Origin of the sequence: Halalkalibacter flavus, assembly GCF_036663575.1 — a bacterium.
GTDB classification, from domain to species: Bacteria; Bacillota; Bacilli; order Bacillales; family Bacillaceae_D; genus Halalkalibacter; species Halalkalibacter flavus.
Genome location: NZ_JAWRVK010000007.1, coordinates 76,966 through 94,371 on the forward strand (window position 1 = coordinate 76,966; position 17,406 = coordinate 94,371).

At 36.6% G+C, this 17,406-nt stretch carries 14 protein-coding genes; 2 read left to right on the forward strand and 12 right to left on the reverse strand.

Features of this window, described 5'->3' with window-relative positions:
- The first annotated feature begins 118 nt into the window (after nucleotides 1-118).
- Together SAY88_RS06730 and SAY88_RS06735 are read left to right on the forward strand one after the other, a co-directional pair.
- Entirely contained in the window at nucleotides 119-946 is an 828-nt protein-coding gene (locus tag SAY88_RS06730) for an ABC transporter ATP-binding protein (protein WP_332630397.1), read from the forward strand.
- A complete protein-coding gene (locus SAY88_RS06735) occupies nucleotides 939-1,595 on the forward strand; it encodes a hypothetical protein (RefSeq protein ID WP_332630399.1) in 657 nt (218 codons plus the stop codon). The genes SAY88_RS06730 and SAY88_RS06735 overlap by 8 nt, the downstream gene beginning before the upstream one ends.
- 159 nt (nucleotides 1,596-1,754) lie before the next feature.
- On the opposite strand, the gene SAY88_RS06740 is transcribed toward SAY88_RS06735, so the two are convergent.
- The 12 genes from SAY88_RS06740 to SAY88_RS06795 all read right to left on the reverse strand — a co-directional run bounded on the left by SAY88_RS06740 (nucleotide 1,755) and on the right by SAY88_RS06795 (nucleotide 17,315).
- Nucleotides 1,755-3,434, reverse strand: a complete 1,680-nt coding sequence (locus SAY88_RS06740; protein WP_332630400.1) for a glycoside hydrolase family 13 protein — start codon at nucleotides 3,432-3,434, stop codon at nucleotides 1,755-1,757.
- Between the two features lie 30 nt (nucleotides 3,435-3,464).
- Nucleotides 3,465-4,283, reverse strand: a complete 819-nt coding sequence (locus SAY88_RS06745) for a carbohydrate ABC transporter permease (RefSeq protein WP_332630519.1) — start codon at nucleotides 4,281-4,283, stop codon at nucleotides 3,465-3,467.
- A 2-nt stretch (nucleotides 4,284-4,285) separates the two neighbouring features.
- Entirely contained in the window at nucleotides 4,286-5,149 is an 864-nt protein-coding gene (locus tag SAY88_RS06750; protein WP_332630520.1) for a carbohydrate ABC transporter permease, read from the reverse strand.
- A 51-nt stretch (nucleotides 5,150-5,200) separates the two neighbouring features.
- Entirely contained in the window at nucleotides 5,201-6,433 is a 1,233-nt protein-coding gene (locus SAY88_RS06755) for an ABC transporter substrate-binding protein (RefSeq protein WP_332630402.1), read from the reverse strand.
- A gap of 227 nt (nucleotides 6,434-6,660) precedes the next feature.
- On the reverse strand, nucleotides 6,661-7,668 hold the full coding sequence (locus SAY88_RS06760) for a LacI family DNA-binding transcriptional regulator (RefSeq protein WP_332630405.1): 1,008 nt from the start codon (nucleotides 7,666-7,668) through the stop codon (nucleotides 6,661-6,663).
- A 99-nt stretch (nucleotides 7,669-7,767) separates the two neighbouring features.
- Nucleotides 7,768-9,285 carry a response regulator transcription factor gene (locus SAY88_RS06765; protein ID WP_332630408.1) on the reverse strand — a complete coding sequence of 506 codons (1,518 nt, stop codon included), beginning with the start codon at nucleotides 9,283-9,285 and terminating at the stop codon, nucleotides 7,768-7,770.
- The gene (locus SAY88_RS06770) at nucleotides 9,263-11,035 is read right to left on the reverse strand and encodes a sensor histidine kinase (RefSeq protein ID WP_332630411.1); all 1,773 of its coding nucleotides are present in this window, start codon (nucleotides 11,033-11,035) and stop codon (nucleotides 9,263-9,265) included. Before SAY88_RS06770 ends, SAY88_RS06765 begins: the two co-directional genes overlap by 23 nt.
- Before the next feature lie 100 nt (nucleotides 11,036-11,135).
- Entirely contained in the window at nucleotides 11,136-12,428 is a 1,293-nt protein-coding gene (locus SAY88_RS06775) for an ABC transporter substrate-binding protein (protein WP_332630414.1), read from the reverse strand.
- Between the two features lie 82 nt (nucleotides 12,429-12,510).
- On the reverse strand, nucleotides 12,511-13,332 hold the full coding sequence (locus SAY88_RS06780; RefSeq protein ID WP_332630417.1) for a carbohydrate ABC transporter permease: 822 nt from the start codon (nucleotides 13,330-13,332) through the stop codon (nucleotides 12,511-12,513).
- The gene (locus tag SAY88_RS06785) at nucleotides 13,332-14,228 is read right to left on the reverse strand and encodes a carbohydrate ABC transporter permease (RefSeq protein ID WP_431308845.1); all 897 of its coding nucleotides are present in this window, start codon (nucleotides 14,226-14,228) and stop codon (nucleotides 13,332-13,334) included. Before SAY88_RS06785 ends, SAY88_RS06780 begins: the two co-directional genes overlap by 1 nt.
- Nucleotides 14,229-14,477: 249 nt before the next feature.
- The gene (locus SAY88_RS06790; RefSeq protein WP_332630425.1) at nucleotides 14,478-15,542 is read right to left on the reverse strand and encodes a tartrate dehydrogenase; all 1,065 of its coding nucleotides are present in this window, start codon (nucleotides 15,540-15,542) and stop codon (nucleotides 14,478-14,480) included.
- A gap of 129 nt (nucleotides 15,543-15,671) precedes the next feature.
- Nucleotides 15,672-17,315 carry an SLC13 family permease gene (locus tag SAY88_RS06795; protein ID WP_332630427.1) on the reverse strand — a complete coding sequence of 548 codons (1,644 nt, stop codon included), beginning with the start codon at nucleotides 17,313-17,315 and terminating at the stop codon, nucleotides 15,672-15,674.
- Nucleotides 17,316-17,406: the final 91 nt, after the last annotated feature.

The window sequence follows — 17,406 nt, forward strand, 5'->3', positions numbered from 1 at the left end:
TTTTGTAAAGATAAATTTCAATTGTTATTAAAAATCATTCTCACTTGCACTTTAATCTGTGATAAGATGTAAGTATTGAGAGAGAATATCAACGAGCTATATGTGGAGGAATGCTGAAATGAAGACTTCTATTCAAACAAAAGAGTTATCCATTGGGTATCACGATCACTTACTCTTTGAAAATTTAAATTTAACGATCCCGCGTGGTGAAATCTCTGTATTTGTAGGTAGCAATGGTTGTGGGAAGTCTACCCTTCTTCGTTCAATCGCGCGTTTATTAAAACCGGCTGACGGCTCAGTCCTGTTAGAAGGAAAAGATATTCTTCGTATGTCTTCACGTGAAGTCGCAAAAAAAATAGGAATCCTTCCTCAATCTCCTATTTCACCTGAAGGGTTAACCGTTCATGACCTAGTAAAACAAGGACGTTACCCCCACCAATCTTGGTTAAAACGATGGAGTGAAGAAGACTCCGAGATAGTTGAAGAAGCGATGAAGGCAACCCGTGTAGACGAATTGCGTAACCGACCTGTAGATGAACTTTCAGGTGGGCAAAGACAGCGAGCATGGATTGCTATGACATTAGCTCAAGATACAGACATTATTTTATTAGACGAACCTACAACGTATTTAGATATGACTCATCAAATAGAAATTCTAGACCTATTATTCGAGTTAAACGAAAAACATGGCCGAACAATCATAATGGTATTGCATGATATTAATTTAGCTTCTCGATATGCACACAATATTATCGCTATAAAAGATGGGGCTGTTTTCAACCAAGGCACACCTGAATCGATTATTAACTGCGAACTGGTACGTGCTGTGTTTGGCATGGAATGTCAAGTTGCAACAGATCCATTATTTGGCACCCCTCATTGCATTCCTTTTGGTAAAGGTCGTTGTGTCATCCCAAAAGTAAATGAGGCGATTTCTGGTGCTTAACCTAGAAGACCTGAAAAGATTCCAAGTTCATATTGAGAATGAGCCTAAAGGATTTATGACTGTCCATACCAGCCTTACTAATGGCTTTGATCGTTTCATTTCCAATATAAAGCATTCAACAGGCTCTCCAACGACAGCTGTAGCGACGTCAGTCTTTATGCGTCGGTACGGCTTTTTTATTGCAGCACAACTCTATTTAAAAACCTTGCATAAAGTTTGGGACGGTCCACTAGAAGCCATACACCTTTCTCAAACTGAAAATGGTCTTGTGTTTCAAATTGATAAACGCTTCATAAGGAATGAACAAACTGGAGATTTAGAGTTAATATTGAAAAAATATGGACACACTGTTGTAAATGCATTAGCAGTAAAGGCAAACATTTCAAAGTTTACTTTATGGGAGAATATATGGGGTTATGTCTTATGGATGTACGGCTCGACTGAAACAAAGCAAGCTGCAGAGGATTTGAGTACTTTATTGCTCGATGATATTTGGCAGCCTGAAATTCGTCGTTCCATGTTTAAAAAGTTCCTTAATGGGCGCTCTATTTTGGAATCAAAAAATGATTTTCAACGTGTTACTTGTTGTTTATATAAAGAATTGCCAGGCAATGATTATTGTCCATATTGCCCGCATGTAAGGGTTTAGTACTTTAAGGCTTTTTTGTTTACAAAATAATCTTACATAAAATTCCTGTTCTGAAATTATGTCCTCTTCTCTCCTTTGACCTTTAATCTTAAATTATAATAAACAGTGCCTTTTCTCAACTTTTGAAAAGGCACTGTTTTTGTACTAATCTCTCTTAATTTAAGTCAGTCGATAAACAAGAGCTTCGTAAGGCTTTAAATTAATTGTCTCAATCTCTTTCGGTGCTTCTTCATAATTTCCAATAACATGTTCTACTGATTTATAATTAATGTGTCTAGGTATCTCAAACTTTACTTCATCCGCTGAAAAGCTACATATCACTAACCATTTCTCGTCTCCAAGTGTTCTTGTGTAAGAGAAGATCTCTTCTGAATCCTTGTGAATGAGATCAAATTTTCCATATACAACAATTTCATTCATCTTTCTTAGTTGAATTAACTTCTTATAATAATGAAAAATTGAATTTGGATCTTGTAATACTCTTTCAGCATTAATCTCTTTGTAATTTGGATTTACTTGAATCCAAGGTGTTCCTGTAGTAAAGCCGGCATGTTCCGTAGCATTCCACTGTACTGGTGTTCTAGCATTATCACGACCACGCTCATAAATAGCCTGCATGACTTGCTTCTCGTCTTTTCCAAGTTCATTCACTGCTTCATTGTACATATTTAAAATTTCCAGATCTCGATAATCATTAATTGAATCGAAGGCCACATTGGTCATACCAATTTCTTCACCTTGATAAATATATGGTGTGCCCTTCATCATATGAAGACAAGTAGCAAGCATTTTCGCTGATTTTTCATAATGCTCTTTATCGTTCCCAAAGCGCGAAACCGCTCGTGGTTGATCATGGTTGTTCCAATATAAACTATTCCAGCCATCATCTGCTAAGCCGTATTGCCACTTTGCTAAAATCCCTTTAAGCTCTGTTAAATTCCACGGTTGAGGTGTCCATTTTCCACCAGGTCCATTTCCAACATCAACATGTTCAAATTGGAACACCATGTTTAATTCGTTTCGCTCTGTTCCTGTATATAGTTTTCCTTGTTCAGCGTCTACACCAGGCATCTCACCAACAGTGAAGACATCATATTTTGACAACACTTCTTTATTCATTTCTTGCAAAAACTCATGAATACGAGGTCCGTTCATAAAGTATTTTGATCCGTCCCCATACCTGTTCTCTCCATGAACTTCACCGTCAGGATAAGAATTATCTTTCGAGATAAAATTAATCACATCCATCCGGAATCCATCTATTCCTTTATCTAGCCACCATGTCATCATCTTATAGACTTCGTTACGTAATGTCTCATTTTCCCAATTTAAATCTGGCTGTTTTTTACTGAAGAGGTGTAAATAATACTCACCAGTTGCCTCATCATATTGCCACGCTGATCCCCCAAAAACAGATCCCCAGTTTGTCGGTGGCTCACCGTCTTTTCCAGGTTTCCAAATGTAGTAATCTCGATACGGATTATCCTTTGACTTACGAGACTCAGCAAACCAAGCATGCTCATCAGACGAATGGTTTACAACAAGGTCCATGACAATTTTAATGCCACGGTCATGTGCACTCTGAAGAAGTTCATCAAAATCATCCATTGTTCCAAACTCATCCATGATATTTTGATAGTCACTAATATCGTAACCATTATCATCGTTTGGAGATTTATATACAGGAGAAAGCCAAATGACATCAATCCCTAACTCTTTCAAATAATCAAGCTTTGAGATAATACCTCGTAAATCACCTATACCGTCTCCATTCGAATCCATAAAGCTTCTCGGATAAATTTGATAAACAACACTTTCTTTCCACCATGCTTTTTCCATATTCTCCACTCCTCTTTTATCTAATAATTCCTATTTAATTGCTCCTTTTGTCACTCCACTAATAATCCACTTCTGTGCAAATAGATACACGATCAACATCGGCAATAGCGCTAGTAAATAAGATGCAAATGCTAGATTGTAGTTCACACTGAACTGTGATTGGAAAATATACTGAACTAACGGCAATGTTGCATCCGCACGATCAGATAAGATAACGAGCGGTAACATGAAGTCATTCCATGCCCATAGCGCTGTTAGGATTCCAACTGTTGCATTCATCGGTGCTAATAGCGGGAAGACGACTCTCCAAAACACACCCCATCTACTGCATCCATCAATAATCGCTGCTTCTTCTAACTCTTTTGGAATGGTCTTAATATACCCTACATACAAGAATATATTGAACGCTAGGCCATATACGACGTACAAAATAATCAGCCCAGTCGGATTGTTCAAGTTTAGCTCACTCATTTGTTTCACAATCGGTAACATGATGATTGGAAATGGTACGAACATCGCACTGACAAAATAATAGAATAAAATTTTATAGATGCGTTTGTGCATGTTTCTAGCAATCGCATAAGCGACAAGTGAATTCGTTAAAACGGTTAAAATAACGGTAAAGAACGTAATATAGAAACTGTTTCCTAGCGCATTAAAGAAGTTCGTCATCTCGATCGCTGTTGTAAAATTCTCAATGCTCCAAGAAGATGGGAGTGCAAGAATGCTTTGTGCTGTTTCTTGCGGCGTTTTAAATGCATTCACGACGGTTAAATAAAGAGGAAACAAAATAACGATTGATCCAACGATAAGTAGTGTCGTGACAGTCCAGTTTATTTTTTTCGTCATCATTACATTTGCACCTCCCGCTTCTGCAAGAAACGAATTTGAATAATCGAAATCGTGACAATGACAATGAAGTAAATGACCGCATTAGCTGATTGGTAGGCAAACTCCCCGCCTTGGAAACCACCACGGTAGATCAATAAAGAGATCGACTCAGTAGAACGTCCTGGTCCACCGCCTGTTAACGCCATAATGTGGTCAAATACCATTAGAAAGTTCTTCATTGCAAGAACCATGTTTATCGTGAAAAATGGAGCAATTAACGGGAATGTAATTTTCCAGAACTCCTGCCATTTGTTTGCGCCATCTAAGTTCGATGCTTCATAAAGCCCTTGATCTATCGTTGCAAGCCCTGCTAAATACAGAATTGTATTAAATGCCGCTGCTTGCCAAACCGCAACAATGACAATCCCAACCCAAGCTAAGTCCGGGTTCCCTAGGATATTGGTTGCAAGTGTCGTCATCCCAAGGTTTTGAGCAATCGACGGAAGAAAGACCGCAAAAATATAGTTAAAGATAAATCCGACAATCAACACACTTAAAATATTTGGCATGAAGTAAACGCCTCTTAGCGTTTTGCTAAATTTGATTTTCGCATTTAACCCTAGTGCAATCACTAAACTAATAATATTTACGAGAACTGTTGAAACAATGGCAAACTTAAACGTAAATATGTAAGCATCCATTGCTCGTGAATCTTGAAAGACGTTAATATAGTTTCTAAAACCCACAAAGTTCCAATCTCCATAACCTCGATAGTTCGTAAAACTATAGAAAAACCCTTGGATGACTGGAAACGTATGGAACGCAAAAAATATAATAAAAGCAGGAAGAATCATTAGTAGATAAGGATTCATTTTTTTCTTCATCATGTACCCTCTCCTTTATGAGAAAGGGGCAACAAGTGCCCCTTTATTTCGTTATTGTCTTGCTTGCACTTTATCCCACTCATCGTCCATTGTTTTCAAGAAGCGGTCGATGTCTTTGTTAATTAAAAACTCTTGGATCAGGTTTTCTACTTGCATACCTGGGAAGTAGTAGTGGTCAGCGAAGCTTGTAATCGTTCCTTCCTCAAAGTGTACTTGTAAATCAACAACCGTAGGATCTTCTTGGAACACATTTTCTACAGCTGAGAATAACTTTTGCTCATCAATATAGAACTGAACGTTTTCTTCTTCTAATAAGAAGCTCACAAACTTCATTGCTTCTTCAGGGTGCTTTGCTTGTGATGAGATCGTAAGCAATGTATCCACACCTGAAACAAGACGGTTTTCTTCAGCATTGTTTGATGCAGGAAGAGCGAATGCACCGATTTCGATATCAGGATTAGCTGTTTGAATTTGGCTGATCGCCCATACACCTTGCATATACATCACAGACTGACCGTTTGCAAAAGCTGCATTACCTTGGTTATAGTCTGTACCAAATAAATCGTTATCTGTGTACTCCATCATTGTTAGCATTTTCTCTGCTACTTCTGGATAACGCTCGGCAAATGTAGTTTCATCAGCAAGACGCTTTTCAAAGAAGTCATCGCCGTGTAAGTTTGATGCTAGTGCATTAAATGGTGGCAGAGCTGTCCAGGCTTCTCCATACGCTGAATAGAATGGAGTTTCGCCAGCCGCTTCAATCGCTTCAGCTACTTCAATAAACTCATCCCATGTTGTTGGAATTTCTAAGCCTAGTTCTTCAAATTTTGTTTTATTGTATAAAACTGTATTAGCATTCGTAGAGTGTGGCAATCCATTAACCTGTCCACTATTTGCAAGTTGGTCAATCATCTCAATGTAGGCAGGAATTATTTTGTCTACGTTTGCATCATCAGTAAGATCAGCGAATGCTCCTCCACGTGCCATTTCTCCATACACACTGTTTCCATTCATTGCGACAATCTCTGGAACTTGGTTTTGTGATAAACGAGATAAAAGAACTGTCTCTGATTCTGGGACGTTGTTTTGTTCTATATTAATCCCTGGATTTTCCTCTTCAAATTTCTCGATTAACTTGTCATACGTCCCTACAGCCTCTGATTTAAACTGGAAGAACTCAAGTGTTACTGTGCCATCATCAGCACCACCACTTCCTCCACCACAACCAGCTAATAAACCAACTGCTAAAAATCCTGACATTACAGTACTAACTAATTTTTTCATCTAATAATCCCCCAATATTAGTTTCTATTTTTTACTTTTATCATTAATTGTCTTAATTATTCTTTAAATAGCACCCCCTAATAAAAGTTAAATCGCACTCTTTAACGTAAACGTTTTCGTAAAAATGCATGTCGTTAATCAACCGATTTAATAAAATATTTATAGCGATTTCAATAAAAATTAAGTTAAATAAGAGAAAACGTTTACGTAAGTTCCTAAAAAAAACCTCATTCATAAGCTTTTACCGTTTTTCGTTCAACAATATGATGAGGTACAATTCGACTTTCTACCGCTTTTCCTGTTTCAAGCATATCTAAAAGCAACTCAGCTCCTAATTTTCCCATTTCATATAAAGGCTGAGCTAATGTTGTAAGAGGAGGAATGGCCATTTGAGAGATCTTTAAGTTATCATATCCAATGATTGATAACTCATTAGGAACATGAATCCCCATTTCAAAAGCATTTGACATCGCACTTACAGCTAATTCATCACTCGCTGCAAAAACAGCTGTAATACTTTCATCTTGTTTTAATAACCTCGAAAGCATTCCAGTTCCTGTTTCATAATAGAACCCTGATGTAATAACAAGCTTCTTTTCATCAAATGTTATTCCATGCTCTTCTAGTGCTTGCTTATAGCCTTCAACTCGTGGCCGCCCCGCGATCTCATCTTCGATAGGGCCACTAATCATTCCAATATTTCGATGGCCTTTTTCTATTAAATAACTAACAGCACTGTAGGCAGCATGCTTATCGTCAACCTTCACATAAGGAAGTGGAAAACGATACGATTGTGTTGCCAGCAATACAACAGGTACGTCCATCTCTTCAATAATCTTATAGTAATCCTCGGTTATGACTTCACTTGTAAATATAATACCATCAACACGTTTTTCATTTAAAACTTGTAAATATTTCGTCATGCGTTTTTTTGATGAGTCAGTATGACAAACAACAACACTGTGTCCTTTAGTATGAGCAATTTCTTCAATACCCTTTAGAATATCTGATGAAAACATACTTGAAACATCAGGAAACAATATTCCAAGTGTTTGTGTTCGTTTGTTTATTAAACCTCTTGCAATCGCATTCGGCTGATAACCGAGGTCTTTAATTGCTTCTATAACCCGCTCCTTCGTTTTGAGTGAATAACCTTGTTGGTTATTTAGAATACGAGACACAGTTGCTATCGATACATTTGCTTTCTTTGCTACGTCCTTTATGGTTGGAGTCATGTGGTTTCACCTAAATTAAAATCAAGTTACGTAAACGTTTACTAGGGTTATAATACAAACTTTTATAAGTTTTGTCAAGTGCTTTCATAACTTTCATTTTTAATTTGTTTTCAACGTATTTCTGAACTCACTTGGGGTAATCCCCTCCCTCTTTTTAAAAACCTTAATAAAATATTTATCATTTTGGTAACCGACTGAATCTGATATTTCATATATTTTCAGGTATGGGTTTTTAAGTAATTCTTTCGATTTTTCAATCCTAATTTTCATCAAATAATCGGTGATTGTCTCATTATATTCCTGTTTAAATTTCCTCGAAATATATTCTCTACTTAAAAAGAAGCGATCTGCAATATCTTGAAGCTTAATATCTTTTTGATAGTTTTTCCTAATAAATTCTTCTATCATTTGGACACTATTTTTCTCTTTTTGGAACTTGCAACCAGATACCATCTTGATAAGATGATCAAACTCTTTTTTCTTCTCTTCTTTAAATTTACAAAATGAGAAGCTTCCATTCTCTTTCCAGTAGTGAACCCCTCTGTACAATAAATCACGCTTCTTAAGCTCATACTCTTTTAACCAGTGATCTTTTAAAATAGCAAACTGCGATTCCCAAATGCTGATCTGTTCATAAGGGAAATAGTTGTTTTTTTCAAATGTTTTAAAAATACGGTTTAAAATTTCGTTCATTTGTTCCATACTTCCACTTTGAATGGCCCATTTTATCTCCTCCGAATAGTCCAATAAATAAACAGGCGAAAGAGAATTCACAACTTGCATTCCATTCTCTAGAAGATTAAAATTCTTCAATTTACTACTTGCAGATTCATATGCATGTATGAAGCTTGTATGTTGTTCACCAATTTCTATTGGACACCCTATGCTTTGAGATACTGTTCGAATTACCTTTTTTACTGTAGCCTTCTCCCATAAAAATAGAACTATTTCTTCTTCCTTGTTTATATTTCGAAATGCAATGCCATTTTTTTTCAGTATGTCATTACACTTCAATAGCACTGAGGTAAACGCACGTTCAGCATCACCTTCATATTTAGAAGATATAAGTATTTTCATTGGAAGGATCGCAATCATACAAGGTCGATTGGAAATTTGCACCCCAAATTCACTTTCTAACTGTTCGACCAACCGCTTGGAAAGATTTCCGTTATTTAGAGCGCTTGAAAAAAGGTGGTCCCAAATAACTTTATCGTTTTCCAAAACAGATAATCTCTTTTTATTTTGCTCCTGCCATTCCACCACTGCGCGTGATAATGTTTCATTCAATTCATTTGGATTAATTGGTTTTAATATATAATCAAAACTACCATAGGTAATCGCATTTTTTGTATATTTAAAGTCATCATAACCGCTTACTACAATTGTTTTAGAATGAAAGTCAGAGGAGTGTATCCACTTTAGTAAGTCAATCCCGTCACATCTTGGCATATTCATATCTGTAAAAATAATTTCAGGGTTATGCTCTGAAATTATTTTCATGGCTACCTCTCCATCTGCTGCCTCAAAGATCGTCTCAATTCCGAATTTATCCCATTCAGCTAACAGCATTAATCCTTCACGGACATGTTTTTCATCATCGACTATAATTGCTTTCATGTAAACCACCCTCCAATTCTAATGGTAACTTTATGGTGACTTGAACGCCACCTGTGGTGCGATTCTGAATTTTAAAGATTACTTGTTCGGAATAATAAAGCTGTAGTCTGGCATAAACGTTCTTTAATCCAATGGAAGAATTACTTTTCACACTTTCTTTTTTTGTATATAGAAGATTTTGTATTTCCTTTAGTCGTTTTTCAGGTATTCCAACACCATTATCACGAATCGCAATAAATAGATACGATTCTTTCTTCTTACAGACGACCTTAATTTCACCTAATTCTTCTCTTGTATCAAATCCATGCTTAAAATAGTTCTCAATAATTGGCTGTAAAATCATCTTTGGCACTTGTATGTCTAGGGCACCTTCTTCTACTTCCAAGATATAATTTAGATCTTCCCCGAATCTTTGCTTTTGCAAGAGAAGATACGCTTTTGTATAATTAATCTCTTTTTCTAAAGGGACAATATCTTGATCCATATTCATACTATATCTCATAATCTGAGAAAGGTCAGTTAGAGAGGAATAGACATCAAGTGCTTTGTTTTTCAACGCCATCGTTCCAATTGATTGTAATGTATTATATAAAAAGTGTGGATTTATTTGTGAGTGCAATACTTTTAATTGGTTCGTCTTATTTTCAAGTTCTAACTTGTATTCTCGGTTAATTAGATGATTGATTCTCTCAATCATCATCTTGAATCTCTGTCCTAAAATACCAATCTCATCGTTACCAAGTGAATGAAATTGAGGTTGCATATTCCCTTTTTCAACTTCCTTAATATTTTGAACGAGCACCCTAATGGGCGAGGTAATCTTAAAGGAGACAAAAAAGGTTGCCAATATAACTAGTGTTAATCCAACAACTCCAAAGATAATATTAATTAAAGCAACACCGTACGCGCTTTCATACAAGGTGATGTGCGGGATTCTTTTTACTAGAAGCCAACTTCCCGTAGCATCGGAAAGCCGATCAAAAACAACTACGCCTTGAAACGTTGCGTCTTTCCACTCAAATGTTCCACTTTGCTCCTCCAATCCATTAATCTTATCTATCCATTCTGAGTATTGATCATCTCGTACGTCTGCTGTTGAATGATATATGAAGTCCGCATCCGGTGTCATTATATAAAATTCCTCTGTGTTACCATTATACAGATAATGACTCAACTCATTTATTTTTCCTGGCCTAATTTCCAACGTTATATAGGCAAGAATATGATTAGCCGGTACATTCCGAAATGCACGGTGAATGAAAAATGATTGATCTGTTGGTTCAATATAAATATTATTTGGATTTTCCTTTGCTCTCTGATATGCTTCTATGTTTGTGTCTGCTTGTTTAGAATAAACCAGCGTAGATCTCCTTGACAGTGACACTGTTTGCTGGTCGCCAACAATAGCCATGTTAACTTGGTTAATGCTATCATCACTATACAAAAGAGCTCGTAACACATTATGCACGGTTCCCATCGACAAATAATCATTACTACTATATGTTTTTCTTAAATAGCTCATAAAATCAGGATTGCTATAAAAAGACAACGTATAATTATTTAGTTCTCTTAAATAGTTTTCTATATTTACCTTTCCTTGGTAAAGCAAATTCACATTTTCCTCTATCGTCTGATCCTTCAAGGATTCCTTTGTATAAATATAGGTCACGACAATTGAACTACCAAAAGGGATAATCGTTATTAATAATAATAGAACAATCAGTTTATTTCTTATACTTGTTTTAAACAACGATATCCCCCCGAAGCTTTAGTTCTTTCTAAGAGTATATAGCAGAAAGCATATCTACGTATAGATATGCTTTCTGTTTTAATATGGTAGTTAAATCCTGTTATTTCAAGTTATCCCACGTAGCTTGGAATTTTTCTAATACTTCTTCATACTCAATTTGTCCTGCTACGTATTCTTGTATAGCTGCAGCAAAATCTTGGTTTGCACCATCTGGCCACATGAACCATGTCCAAGGAATCGTTTGTTCTGCTACAGAGTACTCAAGAATTGACTCTCCTAATGCTCCTAATCCTGCTGGTTCAATATTATCAAATGCCGGAATGAAGGCAAACTCTTCTATCATATAACGTTGGCCAGTTTCAGAGGAAACCATCCAATCAAGCAATAATTTTGCTTCTTCAAGATTTTCTGAGTTTTTGTTAATAGCCCAGTTATTCGGTACTCCTACAGGAATAGCATTTGCTTCTGCTTCATCATTTAATGGAATAGGTAAGAACGCCATATTCATATCAGGGTTGATTTGGTAAATCATGTTCTCCGTCCAGTTACCTTGTTGAATCATTGCCGCTTCACCTGAAGCAAATAATGTAACTTGTGTATTATAATCAGTTGTTAACGGGTTTGTATTTCCATAGCCAATCTCAGTATCAATCACTTGCTTAAATTCTTCAAAGTGCTTGTTTCCAACAAATGTTTCTGTTCCTTCTGATAATCCTTCGATAAAGGCAGCAGGATCATCTTGTTGAGCAAATGGAATATTTAATAGATGCTGGCCAATTACCCACCACTCACCATAACCAGCTGCAAATGCTGTAATTCCGTTTTCTTCTAGCTTATCTACCGCTTCTTGCAATTCAGACATCGTTGTTGGAACTTCCGTAATACCAGCTTGCTCGAACAAATCTTTGTTATATGCAAATCCATATCCTTCTAAGTTAACAGGCATTCCATAAAGATTGCCATCAGCATCTGTCATAGGGACTTTTCCAATTGGTAATAAGTGATTAACCCAAGGCTCGTTAGAAAGATCTGCTAAATGCTCTTTCCAAAGTTCTAACTCATTGAATCCACCGTTATTAAAGATGTCTGGCTTTTCGCCTGAAGCAAATTTAGCCTTTAATGCTGCACCATAATCCGCACCGCCACCTACTGTTTCAAGCTTCACCTTAATATTTGGGTGCTCAGCTTCAAATTCTTTTAACATTTCTTGCAGCTGATCTGCAATTTCAACTTTAAATTGGAAGAAATTTAATGTTACAACCTCATCACTACTGCCTGAGTCAGAATTGCCTCCAGCATCTGAACTAGAACTTTCTTTGTTATTTGATGAACAACCTGCGATAATACCAACTGCTAACAACATCGACACACAAAGCAATAAGAAACGTTTCATAGTAATTGCCTCCCTAATCCCCATTTTAAACTTACTATTTTTAAACTTTTGCAGCATATGCCACAAAATTTGAATCCAACTTTTACTTAATCGAACCTGAAGCAATTCCTCTAATAATGTGCTTCTGTAAGAACAAGAAGAAGATAATTACCGGTGTAATCCCTAATACAAGTGCTGCTAATCCCATATCCCACTGTTTTGTATATTGAGCAAAGAATGAACTTGTTGCAAGTGGAATCGTTCTTAGTGATGCGTCTTGTAAAACTAATAGCGGTAACAAGTAATCATTCCAAATCCATAGTGTATTTAAGATAATAACCGTTACGGTAATCGGCTTTAAAAGAGGGAAGACGATCCTCCAAAAGAGACCGAACTGAGAACATCCATCAATTCGCGCTGATTCCTCCACTTCAATCGGAACCGTTTTCACAAAACCATGATAAAGGAAAAGAGATAGCGGAACTCCAAATCCAAAGTACATGATGATGATACCTGGTATGCTATTCATAATTCCTAACATTCCACCAAGCTTTACAAGTGGAATCATAACCGTTTGGAAAGGAATAACCATTGCTGATACAAATAAAATGAACAAAATCTTACTAAACTTCCCTGGTGTTCGAACCATTTTCCAAGCTGCCATTGAACTGATAACAACAAGGCCAATATTACTAAACACTGTAATGACAAGTGAATTAAAAAATGCTCTTGGGAAATCAAGAATTTCCCACACTCTAACATAGTTTGAAAATAACCATTCACTTGGTAACGCAGCAGCGTCTATCAATATTTCAGAGAATCCTTTTAATGAGTTAACAATGACGAAATAGAATGGAACAAGAAAGACGATAGCGATACAAATTGCTATAATTTCTAATACAAACGTTTTTTTCGTATACTTCACTACGCCTCTACCTCCTTCTTCTTCGTAATCATAACTTGAATCGTTGTGAATATTGCGACAATCAAAAAGAATAAGATTGATTTCGCTGAACCTATGCCATAGTTATTATTCGTAAAGGCTTCTTGATAAATGTTAATAGCAACGGATTGAGTCGAGTTAAAAGGCCCACCACCCGTTAACGATAAATTCAAATCAAAAATCTTAAATGCCATCGAAATGGTTAAAAAGAAACAAATTGTAAACGCCGGAAGAATCAATGGGATAATAATTTTTCTTAACGTCGTAAACGCATTAGCTCCATCAATTTTAGCAGCTTCAAGTAATGAAGTATCCACACCCTGTAATGCAGCGATATAGATAACCATCATATATCCACTTATTTGCCAAGCAAATACGATAACAATCCCCCAAAAGGCTGTCGTTGCATCCCCTAACCAAGGCTTGAGGAAAAAAGAGATATTCGTTAACTCTCCAATCGCTGCGAAACCTCTTACAAAAATAAACTGCCAAATAAATCCTAGTAATAAACCACCAATAACATTAGGAATGAAGAATGCCGTTCTTAGTAAGTTTCGTGTCTTTAACGCCGTATTTAAAATTAATGCAAACGAAAATCCTATTATATTACTGATCAAAACGGCTGCAAACATAAACTTTGTCGTAAAAAGAAATGAATCAAAGAACCTTTGGTCATTCGAAAATATTCGTTTGTAGTTTTCAAGTCCAACCCATTCAATGGAAGAACTAATCCCATTCCACGAAGTAAATGAATAATAGATGCCCATCAAAAATGGAATGATTTGAATGACAATAAAGAATAAAAGTGCAGGTCCCACAAAAGCCGCATAAGATAATAATTTCTTTAGCTTCAGTTTTCTAGTAGAGCCAATTTTCAACTTCGTATCCGCTTTCACTTTTGTTGCTACTGTTGATTCCAACAACCATCACCGCCTTTTAATTTGTAATCGCTTTCTTAATTCTTATTATAGATTGTAAGAATAAGAGAAAATAGTAACAATATTGACGGAAAAGGTGCACTTTTGTGACATGATAAGCTATCGCCTACAGTTGAATTTTGCTTTGATTCACAACAAAAACGCGCCCTTCAAGAACTGAGGAGGCGCGTGATAGCAAAGCTACTAACGTTATTTAGAATATAATCGTAGCTTTCCAATAATATGGTCAATTACTTCTTTCATATTGGCTGATCCTCCAAGATCTCTCGTTTTGATCCCTTCTCCAATCGTTTCTTTGATTGCTCTAAATAACATTGAACCTAACTCTTCAAAGCCAAGATGATCAAGCATTATTTTGGCTGTCCATAGCTGACCAATCGGATTGGCAATCCCTTTCCCAATAATATCTGGTGCTGAGCCATGTACGGGTTCAAACATGGACGGATAATTGCCATTCAGGTTAATATTAGCAGCTGGTGCAATACCGATGCTCCCCATGATCGATGCTCCTAAGTCGGTAAGAATATCACCAAATAGGTTACTCGCAACCACCACATCAAAATGTTGCGGCTTTGAAACGAAAAATGCTGCTAGAGCATCGATATGATTGCTTTCTGTTTCAATCTCTGGATAGATATTTGCAACCTCTTGAAAAACTTCATCCCAAAATGGCATGCTATGAACAATTCCATTTGATTTCGTTGCACTTGTAACCCGGCCTCTTCGTTTCTGTGCCAATTCAAATGCATAACGGATCGTTCTCTCTGTTGCTTTCCTAGTAAATACTGCATTTTGAATAGCAATTGCGTCTTCACCACTATGAATTCTACCGCCTACTTCACTATACTCTCCCTCACTATTTTCACGAACAACAATAAAATCAAAATTGTTTGGTTCTGCTAATGGTGATGTTACTCCTTCAATATACTGCGCAGGGCGAATGTTAATCACTTGTTCACACTCACGGCGAATCTTTATTAATAGGCCCCAAAGTGAAACATGATCAGGAACTAGCTTCGGGTTCCCGACAGCCCCTAAATAAATCGCATCCGTTTGATGAAGCCTTGCCATTCCATCAGTTGGCATCATAATTCCGTGTTCAAGATAATACTCGCAGCTCCACGGATGAGTTTCAAATTGAAACGTTACTCCTCCATGAATCTCTGCTAATGTATCTAGTACTTTTAACGTCTCAGGGACGACTTCCTTCCCAATCCCATCTCCTGGAATCACTGAAATTTTCACTTTTTTCATACGTACACACTCCTCTATAACCTAGCAAAAGGATAGATTCTAGTTTCATAATACGTTATTATGAACAGCTATACTCTATCCCTTTTCTATTTATCGTTCGTTTTCTCCTGTATTACTTAAAATAGTACCTTAAGACCTAAACTCAGATGGATAAACCGTTAAGTCAATTCCCCATAACAACGGAAGTAAGAAATAGACTGCGAGTGTAATTAATATGATGGATAAGATATTTATCCAGAAACCGTTTTTCACCATCTCAAATATTTTCAATTTCCCTGATGCAAAGATAATCGCATTTGGAGGGGTTCCCACTGGTAGCATGAACGCACAGTTTGCCGCAATTGCTGCTGGAACCATTAACGCAAATGGATGAATTCCAAGCGCTAATCCTAAAGCAGCTAACACTGGTAAAATCATCGTTGCCGTTGCTGTATTAGATGTAATTTCAGTTAAGAACAACACAAGAGCTGTCGTAAGAGCAATAATCAAGATAAAGTTAACACCTTCTAAAACAGTTAATTGACCACCAATCCAATCAGCCAAACCTGATTCACGGAACCCAGCCGCAATTGCTAAACCTCCACCAAATAATAGTAAGATTCCCCAAGGAACATCTCTAGACACATTCCAATCTAGAATACGTCCTCCTTTATTAATAGATGGAATTAAAAACAATAACGCAGCTGCGAAAATAGCAATCATCGTATCATTTAAACCTGGTATGGTTATAATTTGCCCTTCCCACAAAAACGTTCTTGTTATCCACATAAAAGCAGCAAATGTAAAGACTGCTAATACAGCAGTTTCTTCAAAACTAATTTTTCCTAGCTTCTTTTTCTCATTTTCAATAAGCACATTCCCACCAGGTAACTCTTTTAACTTTATTGGATGAGCGACTTTCGTTAAAAACAACCAACTGCTAATTAGCAAGATTACTACAATCGGTGCTGCAAAGAATAGCCATGAAGCAAACGAAATTTGAACACCGAACAGCTCTTGAACAGTTGCGGCTAGAATAATATTAGGTGGTGTACCAATTAACGTTCCTAAACCACCTATCGTTCCAGCATATCCAATACCAAAGATTAAAACCTTTGAAAACTTTTCTTCTTCATTTGCTAGATTTTCTTTATTTTTTAATGCTTGCGCTACTTGATACGTAATCGCAGTTCCGATTGGAAGCATCATCATAACAGCTGCTGTATTAGAGACCCACATCGATAGGAAACCTGTCGCTGCCATAAAACCAAAAACAATCCGTGACGGGCTCGTTCCAATAAATGAAATGATGTTTAACGCAATTCGTTTATGAAGGTTCCATTTCTCCATTGCAAGTGCAATCAAAAATCCTCCTAAGAATAAGAAAATAATCGGATTTCCATAAGCGGCCGTAACCGTATCACCATTCAGTGCACCTGTAATCGGCAATAAAATAATTGGCAATAGGGATGTTGCTGGAATGGGAATTGCTTCTGTAATCCACCATGTTGCAACCCATAAAGTCGTTGCTAAAACCATGCGTCCTTCGAAGCTTAATCCTTCAGGAAAGAAAAATAGCACAACTGCCATGAAAAGCAATGGGCCTAGTATTAAACCAACCTTTTGTGATGGTCTGTAACTAGGAGGCTTTTGTATATAAGACTCATTTTGATCCTGCTCAACAACTTCCATTTTTTTATTTGTTCTAATTGGCAAAGAAAACAAAAGTAATTTTTTGGACTGGTTATGTGAATTCCATAGTTGGTTCCAAACTGAAGAAATACTTGCTTTCATTTAAATTCCCCCTATCTTATATGAAACAAAAATCATCAACTAATGGCAACATACCACCTGGTTGATTAATTATTCTGATTATAAAGCGCTT